Below are 17,321 nucleotides of genomic sequence, written 5' to 3'. Positions count from 1 at the left end.
GATGCTGGCGATAGGCATTCGGATACCTGGGACAATGTCGGCCAGCGAGAGGTCGATTTACTCAACTCGACTGGGCTACAGCCACACCACTTCCTGGTTGACATAGGCTGCGGCTGCGGCAGGCTGGCGCATGCTCTGGGTGACTACCTGGCAGAAGCAGGCAAGTATCTCGGATTTGACATCGTTGAAGAGACGCTTGAAGTAGGCAGGTCGGTCTCTGACCCGTCGTATGAGTTCAGGCTCATCCCCGACTTCACAATCGATGTCCCTGACAACACAGCGGACTTCGTGATGTTCGCGTCGGTGTTGACGCATCTGATAGACTACGAATGCTATCGCTATCTGCTGGAGGCCAAGCGCATAATCAAGCTCGATGGCAAAATAGTCGTGTCGTTCGCACGCTGGGATAGCGCTTACTGGTGGGAGTTTGAGTCGCTCGTCCAGCATGGCGCTGATCCCACCCTAGCGATATACATCAACATGATGACCCACGAGATGCTGAAAGCGTGGGCAAAGCACCTTGAGCTCAACGTATCATTCATGGGCCCTGAGCACATAGGGCAGGATGTAGCGATATTCACACATCCATAACGAGGTGAAGACAAGATGGAGGCTAAGACAATCTGGAGCAAGGCAATTTATGGCATTGCCGTCGAGGACTTGCACGATCTTAACTGGCCAGCTCCATGACCGACATTGCGAAGGTCGAAGAGAAGTGGTCTGGCGTTGACTGGCAGGCTCACTATCGCACCGGTTGGTGCACCTTTCCGGGCCTGATGGAGCGGGTGTTCGAGCGGCTGTGCGGTTCGCCAGTGGGCGACCAGCGCGAGATGTTGCAGCACCTAGTAGGGTCTCAATTGGCCAGCGGCAACGTCCATCATGCCGGGCGCGTGCAGATACTGGAGTTGGGGTGCGGCCAACTGCCTCTCTCTGGACATATCCAGCTGCCAGACCTGACGGAGGGTTTGCTGGATGCCACTTGCATGGATATCTCTCAGGCATGTCTGGACAGCGCCAGCAAAGCGTTCACGGACCTGCATCTGGAGCGCCAGGATTTGAACCATCTTGACCTGGGCGGTAGAAGATTCGACCTGTGTATAGTTGCGCATTTTGCGCACCATATAGAAAATCTGGGGCATCTTTTTACAGTGATAGCCAAAGCTCTTGCGCCCACTGGCCTGCTTTATATGAATGACTATATCGGGCCGAGGTGGCTCCATTTTGACAAGAGCGACCTCGATTTAGGGAGGGAGTATTTGCTCCAAATCCCCGAAGAACAGCGGCGGAAGGTTGACGGAACTATCAAGACGTATCCCTTCGCTGGCAGCACCAAGGAGGCTTTGGCACAGACTGACCCGTCCGAGGCCTGCCGTTCGGACGAGATAGTGCCTGTCATGTTGCGGTCGTTTCGGCCAGCAAGCATGTTTGGTTACGGCACACTTTTGTACATGGTGTTGCAGGGCATAGCCCAGAATTTCCCGGACAACGAAGACTCGCGGAGTGTGCTGGATTGGCTGTGGGATGAGGAGTGCCGGCTCCTGCTTTCAGGGGAATTATCACCGTGGTTACTGGCTACGATAGGCCGGGTGGTATGAGTTGAGTCGCATCTAGCGCTCGGAGATGGTAAGAGGACGGCCCCTCGCGGCAGCGTGAGGGGCCGCATCACATTCGATTTCGATGGGGAGCGCATGGGGATGGCTAGGGTATTCGTTCTTGGGACGTATCTGCCCAAGTTCCAACCGTCAGCAAAGGTAACAGTTGCCTCGGACGTCAGGACGGAGCAGATAGTCTCGGCACTCGTTAGGGCTGGCCACGAGGTTCGGCTCTGCTCGGCAACTCACTACGGGCGAACAAGAGGACGGCGCTACCTGCGATTGAGAAGCGCTCAGGCTCCACAGTATTACGAGATGAACTATTTTCTATCTGACCAGTTGGATGACCTGAAGCGTCTTGCGGGCGATTTCAAGCCCGATTGCGTCGTGGGAGTGTCGCAGTGGCCGTCGCTGATTGGTGCATCGCTTGGTCTTGGTCTGCCGCTTTGGTGCGATCTTTGGGGTGGAGCGATGTCCGAGGCGCAGGCCAAGGCATACGTCTATAAGGATAATTCCTTCATAAACCACTTCTGGGGAATGGAGCGACCGGTTCTTCTGCGAGCGGACGTCTTCTCCACGTGCAGCACGTTTCAGGAGCATTTCTTAGTCGGAGAGCTGGCGGTCATGGGCCGTCTCAATCGGGCGAGCTTCGGCTACAAGTTCGCCCACACAATACCGCCGGGCATATCAGAGGAGCATTTAGAAACGCCTCGTGGTCGAGCGTTGCGAGGCAAGGTCGCCAGCGCCGATGATTTCGTGATTCTGTGGACTGGTGGTTACAATACGTGGACCGATATTGGGACGCTGTTTGCGGGTCTTGAAGAGGTATTCAGAGCTCATAAGAAGGCGAGATTCGTCTCCTTTGGGGGCTGCATTCAGGGACATGATGATCTGACATACGCGCGGTTCTGCCGTCTTGTCGAGGGCTCGAGGTTCCGTAAGAACTACGTGCTGCTTGGTTGGCGAAGCCGGAGGGATGTCCTGCGAGCGTACAGGGAGAGCGACATCGGGATCAACATCGACAGATACCACTACGAGTTGGTCTTTGGGACGCGCACGAGGCTCGTCTCGATGATAGCCTACGGCCTCCCCGTGATAACGACGACGGGGTGCGAGCTGAGCTACATCATTAAGGAGAACGGTTTAGGCCTTACGTTCGAGATAGGCTGTCCTGGCGATTTGGCCGATGCCCTACTGAATTACGCAAGGGGTCTGCCGGCCTCTCGCGAGCGCTATTCCAAGCTTGCGCTTGAACATTTCAGAGAGCATTACACATTCGGCAAGACGTGCGAGCCGTTGTTGAAATGGGTCGAGAGGCCTCGCAGGTCGCCTGACGCTGAGCAGAGCAAGAGGCCTGTCCTGGTCGTTGATGCGGCGAGTCAGCAGGGGAATCTGGCACCTGACCGGGGGCTGTTCACAATGGCGACTGAGAAGTTGGCGAAGAACGACGACAAGGCAGCCAGGAGCCTTCTTCAGGCGCTAATAACGATATGTCCAAAGCACATCATGGCCCATTATCACCTGGGGTCGCTTCTGATTCGAGAGGGCGATTTCAAGGGAGCGCTCGATCTCCTCCGGAAGGTGAGGGCGATTGCCAAGAGGGGAGATAAGTGTGGTGGGTCGGCCCTTCTTGGCGGTATAAGCTTCCATCTCGGGGAGTGCCGATTCAGGATGAGGCAGAAGGGTCTTGCGGCCAGGGAGTTTAGGAGATGTCTTGAGCTCATTCCTGATCACAGAAAGGCTCGCAAGTGGCTTGAAAAGCTCGGTGCATAGGGAACCAGTTGACGGTTATCCGTTGGACGTTGGCCGTGGGCAGTTGTCCTCGGCAGGAAATAATAGGCTTCAGTCGCCCTATGGCCGGTTCTTGTCCTCGACCGTTTCCGTGAAGCGTCGCTCAAATGCACTTGCCAGCAGGAGACTAAGCAGGAACGCCAGCGAGGCGAGGAACGCCGCCCCGGCGATGCAGAGATTCAGCCCGAACCTTGCGAACTTACTGGCGAGAAGCTTCCTGTTGAGCTGACGCGTTGAGCCGTCCGGCATTAGGTATATGACCTTCTTGGCACGCGCGCCAAGCGCAACGAGATCGACGTTCAGGAACCCTATCTCTGGCCTTCCACCACATAAGACCAGCGCGGTTTGGTAGCGTCTCTCCCGCAGCTGCCGGGCCAGTCGCGACGGCATCGTACAGCCGCAGAACCTGTCTCTGGCGGGATACGTAATGGTATGGATTCCCTGCTCGGCGGGCACTGTCCTCTCGTAACCAGGCATGGTTAGGACGTCTATCTCGACGGCCTTCAGCGATTTGCGAGCGTAGTCAATTGCGCGCAGAAGCAGCGGCCCTGCGGACCTGATGATGAGGACTCGTGCGCCGATAGGGGATGGCCCTGGACTGGGTATATCATCGCCACGGGGGCTGCTTGCGGGCGGGTATATGTCGTCGTAAGGCTGGATGAGGCTCGCGATATGTTCGGTTGAGTCGCGGCGTGCGGCCATTATTCCTTTTCTTGATCTAAGAAGTTTTAGCAGGGCCGCTATTGCGGCAAGTCGAGCATTTAGAAGTGTCCCTGGCCTGCCCTCGTCGAGCGCGTGCACGCTCTCCCTGAACTGGTGACGAAGGATTGCTGCGAAGTTCCCTCGCAAAATGGCGCCGGGCAGGTCTCTCGCGATGACGAAGAGCTCGTTTCTCGCGAGAAGGAACTTGCGTCTTATGCTGAAGATGCCGGCAGTTGCCGTGCCGGTATGATACACGACGGCGGCTGGAGCGTAGATGCAGTTCCAGCCTGCAAGCTGCATGCGAAATCCGAGGTCGATGTCCTCGTAAAACATGAAGATGTGCTCCGAAAGCGGGCCGACATCATCGAGCGCCCGGCGGCGATATAGGGCCGCGCAAGCCGATGCCGAGAAGACGAGGCGAGTCGCCTCGAAGGCGCCAATAGCCGTCGCGCCGGAGCCGATATTCCCGCCAAATCCCTCTCGGCAAAAGAAATCGCCGGCCGCGTAGATCGTATCTCTGGCGTGGTCCCAGAGTATCTTGGACGAGGCAGACCCGGCGGAGGGATGCGCCTCGAGCGCCTCCACAAGGGATTTCAGCCAGTTGGGCGTTACCTCTGTGTCATTGTTCAGAAATGCAACGTCTTCGCTGTCTGTGGCGTGGATGCCGGCGTTTATGGCCGCGCTGAAGCCCAGGTTTCGCCGAAGCAGGACCAGACGGACCTGGGGGTAGTTGGCCTTGACGAAGGCGATGGAGTCGTCGGTTGAGCCGTCGTCAACGACTACGGTCTCAAAATCGGCAAACGTCTGCCTCGAAAGGCTCTTCAGGCATCTTTCGAGCAACTTCCTGCCGTTATAGTTCGGAACTATGACCGCCACTCTTGGCATGGAATACCTCGTTGGCACGAATGCCGATTGACGCGCCCCACAGGCGCGATTTACGCTTGCGTGTCAGTCTAGCTGACTTGGCTATCGTGGGTCGAAGAGCTACGTCGGCTGAAACATACAGATTCATCATACCTCAGTGGGTGGCACGTTGTCAGTCGGCAAGTTCTCGTCAAGGTTTGCGCTCGTTATCGCCTCGATCGCCGCGCTGCACATCTTGGGTCTCTACTATGGAAGGCTCAATGCATACTTAATGTTCTGTCTGACCGTGCTGTTTGCGGCGTCCACTTCGTTGGCGTTTGTGCTCGGGCGGAGGGGGCGTGAACCACTCTCCGCCGGGTCCGTCCAACCCGGAAACGAGCTTTTCTGGAGAGCAGCGACGTGCGGATTCGTAGCACTGGCAATTGGGGCGTTTACGGGCTGCCCGATGTTTCTGGGACATCGATCGCTTGCGCTGGGTCTGCTTGCTCTCGTCGTTGCGGCGTGCTGGCTGACGTTCAGGCGAGCGCTCTCTTTCGCAAGCGTCCTGGTCTTCATATCATTACTCTGCCAAGCCTCGATATCGCTCCAGGCTCCACTTGACCCCAAGCACACCGACATGTTGCCGCTGATTAAGCTTGCGTGCAGACGGTTTCTTTCTGGGACTAACCCATATTCGCACTATCTTATGCCCTGGGACCTGCCGCTGACATATCTGCCGGCGACGTGGCTGGCATTTCTGCCGGCGTACGTGCTTCTGATAGACCCACGGTTCGTAACGGTGCTGCTTTGCTGCTCGGCTATATTGCTGGTTTTTGGCGCTTTCCGGCTTCCAGACCTCGACCCGAATGCCGGCAAAGCGAAGTTGCTGCTCGCCCTGGTCCTATTCTCTAGCGTCACCCTGCGCTTCAGCGCCATCACGCCGGGGGCAGTTTTTTGGTTTCTGTTGTCGCTTTTCATTGTTTTTGTCGCCAGCGAGAGGCACATCGCGGCCGCTCTGACAATGGGTCTCTGCGTCGCCTCACGGCAACAGGCAGTTCTCTTGTTACCTTTTTACGCTATTTTCCTTTTCAGGCGGATGGATGCCAGAGCGGGCTGGCGGTGCCTTTTGCTGGCAATTGCCGTCCCTATCTCCCTCTGTTTGCCCTTCGTGATCGACTCGCCTCATCAGTTCCTCGATGGCATCTACGGGCGTTTCGCGCCATTTGCAGTCGAGAAGTGGATCAACGAGCGTGCCTGGGAGAAGTCGTTGTCGTTCGCTCCGTTCTTCTTTCAGCATGGTCTAGAATTTCTTCTCAAACCGATTATCGCCGGGACGCAATTGCTCATCCTGGCACTGGCGGTCAGGCGATTGCGGGAGCTTGCGGACCTGATAGATTTCATGGGCCTGTCGCTTCTTTCGTTTCTGCTGTTCTCGCCGATTATCTGGCCCTACATGTTCACGCCGCTTCTCATTCTCCTGCTTGGTTCGTTTCTGCTCAGGAGCCGGGACGGCGTGTTAGCACGCTCCTCTGATACGGAATCTCTGGATGGACGAGCTCGCCGCGACTGAAGAGCGGCTTCTGATCGACCCACACCGATGGTGCGACCGCCACCAGGTCCTTGTGGGCGCCTCTTGCGCCGTAGCCGATTCCCAGCGTCAAAGCGCCAAAGACCCTCTCGTTCTCAAGGATGGAGTTGCCGAGTTTTGCGGCGGGATTGAGGCCGAACGAGAAGTGCATGACCTCTCGCGCACCTCTGCGAGCGTTGTCTGCCAGCCATTTTCTTAGCCGATTGCCCGCAGGGCTATCTTCCACTTTCACCACGCGACCACGCCGCACATCGATGCTGAACGGCTCTGCGAGTGGGCAGTCTTGCTCGGACGGGAATACCGCACCATCGATCCTGAGGCGCCCATTGATTGTCGCCCTGAGTCCGCTGAATGACACCTGTCCTGCGAGCGACGACAGCGTGCCCGGCCGCATGCACAGTCCGGAGGGTTCGTCGAAAAAGGAGTTCAGATACCGCCTGAATACCGGCAGCTGGAGCAGCTCCCTTGACCAGGGCCGGCCCAGCGACGCCCACAGCGCAAAGGAGCGGTCTGAGAGTATCTCGATGCGCGTCGAGCGGCGCATGAGGGCGAGCAGTCGTTGGGCGAGCGCCCGGACCTCAGCGCTGTTGACCGAGAGCATGAGTCTCTCAAACTCACCAGATTCAAGCCCAGAGAGGCAAAAGACCCTGGCGCCTCGCCTCAGAGCTTCTTTCGTGGCCCTGCTGTAGTAGGTGGAACTGCGGGCTAGGTCGAGGATGACGTTCGCTGACCGCATCTTCCTGGCGGCCTCTTCCGGGGGCTCCACATAGAAACCTAGGCGCTCCGGCAGAAGGGCAGATTCGGCCTGATGCCCTAGCTCGTGTGCTCTTCTTTCAACCTGCTGGGCAAGTCCCGTGGGCGGGTAGTCGCTCGCAAGGATCAGCAGGCTTTCGCCCTTCCTGAGCGACAGCACCTCCCCGAGCAGGCAATCAATCGCTGCGGTGATGTGATTCATGTATCAGCAGAGATGGTCTCAGGAGAGTTCTGCCAAGACCTCCTCAAGAATATGAAGTCCATGCTCTAGCTCAGCGTCCGAGATCACTAACGGTGGCGCGATTACCAGCGATCTCATACCGGTTTTGGCGAGGAAAAGGCCCCGGTCGAGAGCGACTTCAGCCAGATGGTCGCGCAGGGCCAAGCACGCAGGGTCGGAGGCGGGTCGGTCCTCTAGCGAGAGCGACCACAACACGCCCTTGCCTGACACATGTTCTACAAGCGAGTGTGATTGCTCGATTCTGTCGAGCTCTCGCTGGAGGTGCGCCTCGATCCTCTTCGCGGCGGCTGTCAACATGCTCTCGCTCTGCTTTAGGATGGCGCGTGCCACCGCGCAGGCTATCCTCTGGCTGCGAGAAGGCCCGGCAAGGGCGCCTAAATCGAAATCGAGAACGGACTTGAGCACGATTGTGGCCCCGAAGGCGAAACCATTTGCCGATGGTTCTCCCAGGCACAGGATGTCCGGCTCAAAATCCCACTGGTCCGACGCCAGAACAGTGCCCAGCACCCCGCAGCCGAGACGGGTTTCATCGACGATCAGCAGAATGCCGTTCTGGCGGCACAGTCTGCTGATAGCGGGTAGGAAGCCGTCGGGAAGCACGAGAACCGAATCCGAGAATGCCACGGGCGGCACAACCACGGCTGCTATCTCATAAGGGTGCGCTACACATTTGAAGATGAAGTCTTGGAGGTGCGCTACGAACGTTTCAGTGCTGTTAATGGGCGAGTTAGGAGTCCCAGGGAAGGGCAGATACATGCCACCGCACGGGTCTGTCCCGATCCCCCGTGTGGGCATAGGCTGCCTGCCATAGCTCAGGTGCTGGGAGTCTCGCCCGTGGGACCCACCAGTAACATAGATGAGGTGCTTCCGGGATGTGTGTTCTATGGCCACCCGGCGGGCGGCGTCAAGTGCATGGTCGGAGGAAGGGAAGAAGAGCACTGTCCTGTCGTAGAACAGTGGCTTGAAGTTCGCCAGAATCTCCCCGAGCCGCCCGCAGACATCGTGCTCGAGCTCGCAGCCTGAGGTGCTGGGCACATTCGTCTCTACTGCCTCAAGAACCGCAGACCGGACGATGTTGTTTCCATAGCCCAAAGGGATGCCCAACGCCGAGGCGGAGAAGTTTATGAGCTCACGACCGGACGAGTCAGTAAACCAGCATCCGTGGCCTCGTTCGACCAGCAGCTCATTTTGGGACTTGTCGTTCGTCTGCATAGCGAGGAACATAACTACGCAGCAGACACCTGTCAAGGAGGCGAACGGAAAGCATCTGACCTCTGGGTTACAGGTAACGTGATTGTCTTACGGTCTGTCCCGGCGGAAAACAACCATTCTGCCCATGTAGTATCAGACCTGGTGGAGGTAGAATCAGCCGCTATGACCTCTGCCGCAAGCTCAGAGGCCGAGCGTGGATAGCACGGCGAGCGTCCCGTTGTCGCCAACCGGCACGGCAGCACGAGGCGATGTTGTGAACCGAAGAGGGTTCTGGGGCATAATGTGCTCCCGATAGTAGGGGCACAGACCATCCACGTATTGCGGCCAAAGCTCATCCTTCTGCCTCTCTAGGGCCCTTATCCTCTCAATGGCGTCCGAATCGTCCGTGTGCATGTTACCCTCCTCCCCGGCTAAACACTCGTGCTACGTACGTACTACGTAGAGTAGTATTGGTCTGTCCCCATCTCGGCGGTAGGCCCTCTCGTTCCTCAACTCCGATATGGACGCAGATTCTGTCTCGATATGTCCCGATGCGTTTGATCAGATCCGGCAATGCTTCGGCGGCCAGAGCAATCTCGTGCGCATCCATACCACGAACGACGATATCCGCCGCCCAGCCGTGTAGATGATCGCTGTTTATAGCCCCGCAGAGCATCTTGTTATGGTCAGAGCATCGATAGCCTGAGGTCACAATGATCGGCTTGCCGCCAATGTTCGCCCTCAAGCTCTCCAGCGCTGTTATTAGACGGCTATCAAGCTTCACCAGTGCGCAGCAAGGACATTGAAACTCCCGTAGGTTGAAATGCTCCGAGACCTGAAGGTCGTTTATGCGACAGCTACTACTCTGCGTAGCACGCTGCGACCCGTTCTCTGTAGTAGAACTACTACGAAGGATGAAAGCACGAGCAGTCATTCCTTCACACCATACTTGTTAATGATTGTGCCAATCCCGTACGGCGCGGTGGAATAGACACCTTGTCTGGTGTGTGTCCGCACAATCGTTTTCCCCACGGCGAGCGGAAACTTAGTCTGGTCTAGAACCGCCCGTTGGTGACTTGCCGAGTTGGGCGAGGACGGCAGCGTGTCGCCACGTGTGCCATCACCCTGAGCGGTGAGATGTGCCTTCGTTGTGAGCAGGCTTACAGGGGCCAATGGGTTGCTTACGTCAAGAAGATCGCACTCCAAGTAAGCCCCTGCACCAACACCGGTCGACTTGGCAAAGAAGTCTACACTGGCAATGACAGTCGGCACCTCAACGATGTATTCTTCTGAAGTGTAATCCGCCACAATCGGCAAAGTTGAGCCATCGTTATCTCGCACCTTCTCGAAGGGCTGAGGAAGAGGTGCAGGATTCATTATCGCTGTGTAGGGATACAGCGGCACAGGGTCGCCAACATCACCGTTCACAAACTCAAATGGCCATGCTGCCCCACCCATGACATCGATCTTTCCATCGGGTCGGCCCCTTCCTGCCAGCTTTGCAAAGTGGCCAAAACTCTTGCCAGCCATAATCCCCCCATCTGCACCAGCAAAATAGGTCGCCCCGCTGTCATAGCCAGACCCATAAGCTCCTAGCATCAGCACCTTACATGTCCATGCGCTCTGGCCATCCCACCAATGGCTTACCAGAACACCAAGCATCTTGTTTACGGTGTTGTAGGAGCTGTAATCGCACCCGCCAGCCGAGGTCTGTTCCGTCCACTTGTCGTTGATGGGCTCGCCGGCGCCATCGAAAGCGAAATACCCAAACACCCAATCAGGGACTACCGGCTCTACATTTCCATCTCCGTCTCCATCTGTAATAGGCTCGGTGGGGTCTCCAAGCTTGCCGTAGTTCTTGATGTCCACCTGCAAGCCACCCACGGTCTCGCCACGCCCGAAGCCGATGCGCACTTTCCAATCACCAGGCTTCCAAGGATCGGTGCGCAACCCCCATGTGCCAGCTGTGCTCGCCAAGAAGTACTCACCAGCTACGTAGTTGGTGTCCGGCTGGTAAATGTTCGGCGGGCAGACAATTGTGCAGCGATTGTTAGTCGCGTTTACAGCTTTGACAATGCCTTTAGCATTGACCTTGCTGTCGTCCGATATATCAGTCTTACGGGCTACGCTACTGCTGTCGAGATAGACTGACATACCAGTGCCAACGTCCGAGGCGCAGTCATAATCGTAGCCGTCGCCAGGGTCAGGGGGTTCTGGTTTATACGCTGAGCTACAACAGATCAGGAAGATTGTGCCTGCATCATCAATCTGCTTACAACATTGTTGAACCCAATGCTCCGGGTCAATAAAACCTGCCGAAATAACCGCCTCGCCCTCCGTTGTGGCCGAGATATTGAACACGTCGCCCGCAACGCCAGGCGTGAGGCCGCCCGGAGCCGCACCACCGTGGTCAGCTGTCTTCCACTGGTAGTTGTTCTTGACTACACACCACGTCGCATCAATCACCTCGTCAACAATACCGATTGCTGGCATCGTGCTGGCGCTATCGGCCTTCGCCTCGTCAACCGTCTCAGCGTCTGACTTGAGATAAACGAACTCAGCCTCTGCAACGCCGGCCTCATGTTTATAGTTACCCGTCCCGGGGCCAGGACCAGGCTCTGGACCAGGGCCGGGGCCGGGGGTGGGACCAGCTGTATTCTTGGTTGCTGTGCCAATCGATATTTGAACTTTGCTGGAGCTTAGGGCAATACCAAGTGACTGGTCCCACTCGTCGGGCGTCTTGTTGCGGGTCTGGGTCAAACGGCCGGCTGCTGTGCTCAGATAGACCTGTTGGCCGTATGTAAGCTCGCTATAGGAGGTTGTTTTGTTGCTGAAATCCAGCATCCCCGAGCTCCGCACCGTACAATAGGTATCGTCGAGAATCGCCTCTACGAAACCGATCGCGGGGACCAACGAATCGTCATCCGCATCGGCTTTGCTGACCGTGCTCGGCGAGCTTATGCAGACGGCATCCCCGGAGACTACCCCGGCCTCGTATTGATACTTGGCCGCGTCGCCCGAACCACCGGAGCCGGGATCGCCAGAATGGTAGGGGACCTCGATCAGCGTGTTCACAATGTCATCACCCGATATGTCCGCGCCGTCCCGAAGAAACACGATCGCTATGCTCTTGCTCGCGGGGACCGCTGGCGGATCGGAACAGAGCGCCCTCGAGGACGCCTCGTCCCCCTCTGAGTAGGTGACTTGGCCGGACGAGTCAACAGTGATTCTAATGGCCTTTGTGTAGCCCGGATTGTCAAAAGTTGCAGATGAGAAATCCTGCGTTCCGCCGTTGTATTCGACGAGCTTGCCGGCGATCTCTGCGTTGCCTTTGGCGATGGTGACAGCCTGTGACTGAGGCGATGTGGCGCTCACCCAGAACTGCCTCGCGACCTTGTGGACGTGCTCGATCGGGTCGCGATACTGCTCCAGCATGTGCTTGTTGTTGGCTGTGCCGCGGCCCCAGTATGACCAGGTAAGGTTATCCGAGGCGTCGCTCGCGCAGTGGAGAGCGTTGCCGTTGAGTGGGTTTACATAGACGCAACCAGAGCCGGGTGCGGTGTTTGTGAACGACACGGTGTAGCTGCCGTGGACTTCTCCTGTGCACGAGATGGAATACTCCGCGTCAGGGACCTCGTTCAGTGAGTAAGTGTAGCTGCCCGGAGTGATCGAGTGTTGCTCTTCCTCGATCTCTGCCGGTTCGGTTCTCTCGTCCACGAAATCGATGAATTCGGGGCTGTCTGGGTATGCCATTGCTTATATTCTCCTTATCGATGAACTGGAGTGATGTGCCGCTGTCAAGATTGTGCCTTTATGAAGTGGCTCTCGAAGTAGTCCCGCGTTTCGGGAGACATGATGAATGCATGGGTATAGAACTTGAAATCCGCACCAGGCATGGCGCCCAGACTCCCTCTCGATGCGCCCGTGGTCTCTCGGCCCGACATTCTCGATCCGGTCAGTGATGCCCTGACGGGAGTTAGCGACAGCGTCAGGACGACCGGGCCCGCAGTAACAGCACCCTCTGGGACCGCCAGCTTGAGCACAACCTGCTCCGGACTGTTCGTGACTAATGGCCCGAGGTGGATGTCCGAATCGGAGGAGACCTCGTCCCACTCCTCATCGCCAGCCTTCTTGAAAAGTAAGTAACCGTTCTCGATGAGCTCCTTGCCCTGACCGTTCGTCACCGGAGACTCGGCTCGGAGCAAGGCGTCATCGAGGTCAAGGTCGATGGAGCTGTCCTTGCCCCAGATCAGGCTGAGTGGGACCTCAGACGGCGCCCCGCGTGCATACCACGGGAACGACACAACGTTCAAAGGACCTGCGCCGCCCTGGGTGAATAGCGAGAACGAGGGCCACTTCAAAGACCCCCACGAGTGCATCGTGAAGTAATAAGTCTCATCGAGCTCGTAACCATACCTGTCCGCGGCCGAGACACGAACCCCAATCCGTTCGCCGTCCGCAAAGAACTCTCTCGGAAGATAGAATATCGTCGTGCGCTGCCTAAACCGACCGGTCAGCGTTCTACCAGTCAACGATGCCCCAGTGTGCGCGATCCTGGGCATGATCTGCGCCTGAAACCTACGCCCCGCCGGGCCGCTCTGGACGATGCCACCCTTGATGATGACGTCGAACCGGCCAGTGCCCGGATCGACAGAAAACGCCAGCGAATCGGCACGAAGCGCCCCGAAGTGCAGCTCATCGTTATAGTCATCATCAACGATGTCGAGGCGTATCAGGCTGCCTGAAACGTCCGCCGCTCCCTTTGGTGGGCAAACGCAGACGAGATGTGGACAGAATTGGCTTTCGTCAGTCATCCGGTCGCTATCCTGTTAAGAGAGCTCAGAGTGGGCAACGTTCGTGAAGTAAAGCCTCAGCGAGATGGGCCCGGTCGCGTTCACCTGGTCGTTGTTCTTAACCTTGACATAGAGCCTCTCCGCAGGCGTCGTGTCGCTGTTGAACGCGAGCCGGCCACCGGCGTAGAACTCGTCGTCAAGCAGCTTCTGGTCAACGTTCGCTGCTTGATACACCTCGTTGATGCTGCCCTGGGCACCATCCTCCTTGTCCAAGATGTGCAGGTCAAAATCAGTGCTGCCACACGCCGCCTCAACCTGGAGCAGCCGAACGTGCCCGAAACCGTCGAGTATCGTCTCCACGGAACCCGTTCCACCCGCTGCGACGCTTGTAAGTGTCTCCGTCTGCCTGTAAACTGTCTTTTCCATTTGTCTCCCTCCTCTGCGGGATGCCCGCTCGATTGTTGTTATAGGTCGTTGTTGCGTATGTTGAGGAACCTGATCCCACCCGCACCCCATGAGCCTCGCGGCTCGAATCCCGGGCAGTCGAGGCGGGCGCACCAGTGTCCCTTGTAAAAGGCCTTCTTCAGCTTGCACGCGAATGGCCCCTGCTGCCTGCACCCAGCGAGCGCGAATGAGGGCCCCCGACCACGCACATCTGCCCGCAAAAGGTGTCCAGGGCCTCTGAAGCTCGCGCCAGGCTCATACCGGGACCACCTCGACCCCCCGGGCGCGCCACCCGTGCCCTGGCCATCGCAGTGCGGAAACAACGATGAAAAGCGCCCGTCAGTGCCTACCGCGCCGCAGAAGCCATCTCGCCGGCCGCAGGATGTGCCCGTCCAGCTGCGGCAGACGGGGACCGAGTTGGCGCAGGTAACGTAGTGCCCGCTGTCGTCTTTGACGGTCGTCCCATCGACAAAGGTTACCCCATCGTCGGACGTGTATCTCATGAGCGCCTCGACCGTGATTGGCTCGACGCCGTCCGGGCCCTCGCGATGGCCCAGCACGACGGTAACCGGGATGAAGGCGAAGTAGCGAGCCCGCTCGAGGGCTACCTCATAGACCCCAGTCGGCCCACCAGCACCGCCAAAGCGGAATGAGAAGGTCGAGATAAGAGCGCCGTCAGGGAGATCAGGCGCGAGTATTATGTGCCCATCTGGCGCCGCGGGCCATTGCGGAATGTAGCCGTCGAATGCTATCTCGGGCTCGAAGGTGCATTCCTCGCCGTTGCACGCAAGCCTTATCCACATCTCGTCGTAAATCCTCTTGTGGCCGCCACCGCCGGTCGTCTCTGTGTGGAAAGCCACTCGGCCCACTAAAGTGTAAACGAGAAGCTTCTCGCGGCCAGCCTGCACGACACGAGGCGCTCGGTATTCCGTCCGCTCGAGGTGCGTTGGCCAGGTCGGTGCGGTCTCATCATAAGTAGCTTTCAGGTCATCGCTCAGAATCACCTTGCCCTCTTCAGACCACATCTCGCCATCAGCAGAGCCGTTGACTACAATACTAGCCTGAAACTGATCATCCCCACTCGATAACGTCATCCATTGCACCGAGCCGATATGCTGTGAGTTGCCGTGAACGGGAACGCCGGTCGAGCAGGAGAGATCGGCCACTGCAACGCCTGTAGCCCCTTCTGTGGCGTACATCTGCTTCAGCATTGCTTCGGAGGGCATGGTGGGTATCATCACGGCAGGGGTCCCCTTTCGGAGTCTTATCGAGCTGTTGGATGCGACCCAAACACGCGACACCCGGAAGCTGTCCTGCGATGGTTTTGCCATATCATCGAGCGTCTCTTGAGACTGCCCCAGCCAGATGCATCGCCCGTGCGACGCCGCGTGCGGCGAGAGCTCGAAGGGTGGGTCTGGACGGGGCTCGCAATAGGCATGAAACTCAGGGCTGAAGGGTAGGAAAGAGGCCGGCGCCTCGCACGTTCCATAAGTGTTCTTGCACGCCCCATAAGCCGCGTAGATGGACTGGCCGGCCGCAGGCCAGTCGCCCGTGGCAAGTGCCCTGCAAGTCCTAACGGAGTGCTGGCATGGGTCGTCGGAAGGGTCGGCGAGGCAGGGATACTCCCCGAATGTGTAGGGACACGAGGCGAAGTTCCGCCAGTCTCTACACGTTTCATAGGTGTTCTCACAGGTGCCTCCCGGAGTCGCCTCGCACGGTTTCTCGCCGTTCGTATTGCGGCATTTGGCGTGCGCTTTGCACAGACCTTGTCCCCAGATGAGGTGACACCCGAACGCCTCCTTGTGGCCCGGAAACTTGGGGTCGTGGGGGACCGCGAAGAGCTTTGGCCGACTCCCATTTTCAAGCACTAGGAGCCTACCAAGCCAGCCGTTGTATGGCGGCTCGAACTCACCACTATCCAGGCATAGTCGGAACATAACAACCGGTTCCGCATCTTCTTGCACTATCATGCCACCCTTGACCGGAAGCCCACCAGCAACCTTTGTCGCACCCTCGACGCCCGGGCGCTCAAAGATGACCACGCGCTCGCCTTCGGGCGCTGAGCCATCAACTAGCTCCCCGTCCGACGTTACGAAAACGCGGTCGGAGACTCTAGCCACCACCCTTGATGCGACATGCCGTGGGTCGCCGAATCGTCCTGATTGGGGCATTGTCAGAACCTCACCTTAAGCCGAGTCGTCGAGAGACCTTTACCGTCCGGCTTGGACGAAGAGACAACATGACACTCCTTGACCACGCCGGGAACCGATGGCCGTGCCGGCAGCTCGCTGCCGCAGTCTGCTGGCGCAAGAAGGGGCGTTCCCGCCGGGACTAGCAGCTCGCCCGGGACCTCGTAGGTGTCCTCCACGCCGGCCCTGCTAACGTTCTCGTATGCCCTGGCCGCAACCTGGTCTGCGTTATCCCAATCGACCAGGTTGCCATCTGATCGCTTGAGCCTGGGCTCAGGTGTTGTCTCTCCCTCAGCCTCGCCAACCTGAGAGAAGACGCGCATTCTCCTCAGAACGATTGGATGGGACGGGACGCTCGACGCCGGGAGATTGTGCGACTCGGTGCTGCTCCTCAGCGTCCCGCCCACAAGCCTCAACAGGTGCGTCGTCCTGCGGTAGGTGTTCGCATCAACCTGCTCGTGCCGAACGATCTCCTGGTCAACGATGCACTCGGGGTCCACCCCGTCCGGAGCCGCTGCCTTGCCATCGTAGTCAGGGGTGCTCCCACCCTTTCCGATGAGACTCGTCCTGATCACCGAATCGGACGGGATGTCCGTCGGCAGCTTTGCGTCTGCGAGCTTGCGCCATCTCAAGGTGCAATCAGCGCAGCCAGACGTGTAGTAACATGTCTTGTCATTTGCCCCCATCCGACCCGGGCAATTGCGTCGCGAGCCGGTGTATTCAGGGCAGGTCGCAAGCCTTCCGAACTCGTCGCAGGGAAGGCCAAGCCGACACCTCCCCGATGCCCCATCAAAATGGTCGCACACGTTCTGCCCAAGCGAACATCCACCTCCTTGCGGTGAGCCGGGCGATGTCTGTGTCAGCCAAAAATCACACTCCGCCGTGTCGCTGAAGACGGCCGCTCGCTTTTCGGTAACCTGCTCGTTCAAGGTGCCCAGGGCAGCGTCATAAGAGAACCGGCGTATCTGGTATTCAACCGGGTCAAGCCACACGCAAACCAAACCGCTGTCCTCGTCCGAGTCCGAACCAGAACCTCGCACCCAAGCCTTGCCTGAGACCACCGTGTAGCTGGCCAGCTCCCTGGGTGTCTCAACATCCCAGCTCGTCCGTTCATAGATGTGGAGCGTCTCCTCGCATCTGACCATCTGACCGTGCTCCGCGTCCACGCTCGGCCTGGGCTGATACCAGCCGCAG

General features: G+C 58.1%; 14 protein-coding genes. 4 read left to right on the top strand and 10 right to left on the bottom strand.

The genetic code is table 11. From position 1 onward, the window contains the following. The 3 genes from VM163_10230 to VM163_10220 all read left to right on the top strand — a co-directional run. The coding region (locus VM163_10230; protein HUT04255.1) for a methyltransferase domain-containing protein at positions 1 to 591 on the top strand (591 nt) is incomplete at its 5' end. Between the two features lie 95 nt (positions 592 to 686). After that, positions 687 to 1,595 carry a class I SAM-dependent methyltransferase gene (locus VM163_10225; GenBank protein HUT04254.1) on the top strand — a complete coding sequence of 303 codons (909 nt, stop codon included), beginning with the start codon at positions 687 to 689 and terminating at the stop codon, positions 1,593 to 1,595. A gap of 99 nt (positions 1,596 to 1,694) precedes the next feature. Continuing rightward, complete coding sequence (locus tag VM163_10220) at positions 1,695 to 3,365, top strand: glycosyltransferase (protein ID HUT04253.1); 1,671 nt, start codon at positions 1,695 to 1,697, stop codon at positions 3,363 to 3,365. 78 nt (positions 3,366 to 3,443) lie between these two features. Here VM163_10220 and VM163_10215 read toward each other — a convergent pair whose 3' ends face one another. Continuing rightward, on the bottom strand, positions 3,444 to 4,970 hold the full coding sequence (locus VM163_10215; protein ID HUT04252.1) for a glycosyltransferase family 2 protein: 1,527 nt from the start codon (positions 4,968 to 4,970) through the stop codon (positions 3,444 to 3,446). 148 nt (positions 4,971 to 5,118) lie between these two features. On the opposite strand from VM163_10215, the gene VM163_10210 reads away from it, so the two are divergent. Continuing rightward, positions 5,119 to 6,498, top strand: a complete 1,380-nt coding sequence (locus VM163_10210) for a hypothetical protein (GenBank protein HUT04251.1) — start codon at positions 5,119 to 5,121, stop codon at positions 6,496 to 6,498. Here the strand turns inward: VM163_10210 and VM163_10205 are convergent. The 9 genes from VM163_10205 to VM163_10165 form a co-directional block, all read right to left on the bottom strand. After that, a complete protein-coding gene (locus VM163_10205; protein ID HUT04250.1) occupies positions 6,425 to 7,471 on the bottom strand; it encodes a hypothetical protein in 1,047 nt (348 codons plus the stop codon). The two genes, VM163_10210 and VM163_10205, sit on opposite strands and share 74 nt — an antisense overlap. 18 nt (positions 7,472 to 7,489) lie before the next feature. Next, positions 7,490 to 8,722 carry an aminotransferase class III-fold pyridoxal phosphate-dependent enzyme gene (locus tag VM163_10200; GenBank protein ID HUT04249.1) on the bottom strand — a complete coding sequence of 411 codons (1,233 nt, stop codon included), beginning with the start codon at positions 8,720 to 8,722 and terminating at the stop codon, positions 7,490 to 7,492. A 180-nt stretch (positions 8,723 to 8,902) separates the two neighbouring features. Continuing rightward, positions 8,903 to 9,115: a hypothetical protein gene (locus VM163_10195; GenBank protein HUT04248.1), complete on the bottom strand. Its 213-nt coding sequence runs from the start codon at positions 9,113 to 9,115 to the stop codon at positions 8,903 to 8,905. 1 nt (position 9,116) lies between these two features. Continuing rightward, on the bottom strand, positions 9,117 to 9,635 hold the full coding sequence (locus tag VM163_10190; protein HUT04247.1) for a D-Ala-D-Ala carboxypeptidase family metallohydrolase: 519 nt from the start codon (positions 9,633 to 9,635) through the stop codon (positions 9,117 to 9,119). Continuing rightward, positions 9,632 to 12,454, bottom strand: coding sequence for a hypothetical protein (locus tag VM163_10185; protein HUT04246.1), 2,823 nt, complete (start codon positions 12,452 to 12,454; stop codon positions 9,632 to 9,634). The genes VM163_10190 and VM163_10185 overlap by 4 nt, the downstream gene beginning before the upstream one ends. Positions 12,455 to 12,498: 44 nt before the next feature. Beyond that, a complete protein-coding gene (locus tag VM163_10180) occupies positions 12,499 to 13,515 on the bottom strand; it encodes a hypothetical protein (protein ID HUT04245.1) in 1,017 nt (338 codons plus the stop codon). Positions 13,516 to 13,530: 15 nt separating this feature from the next. Beyond that, positions 13,531 to 13,920, bottom strand: coding sequence for a hypothetical protein (locus VM163_10175; GenBank protein HUT04244.1), 390 nt, complete (start codon positions 13,918 to 13,920; stop codon positions 13,531 to 13,533). 38 nt (positions 13,921 to 13,958) lie between these two features. Further along, positions 13,959 to 16,109, bottom strand: a complete 2,151-nt coding sequence (locus tag VM163_10170) for a hypothetical protein (protein HUT04243.1) — start codon at positions 16,107 to 16,109, stop codon at positions 13,959 to 13,961. 2 nt (positions 16,110 to 16,111) lie between these two features. Continuing rightward, positions 16,112 to 17,321, bottom strand: a 1,210-nt coding sequence (locus tag VM163_10165) for a hypothetical protein (protein HUT04242.1), incomplete at its 5' end; no start/stop codon positions are given.

Source organism: bacterium (genome assembly GCA_035527515.1).
In the GTDB taxonomy this organism is placed as follows: domain Bacteria; phylum B130-G9; class B130-G9; order B130-G9; family B130-G9; genus B130-G9.
This window is presented reverse-complemented; position numbering and strand designations above follow the sequence as displayed.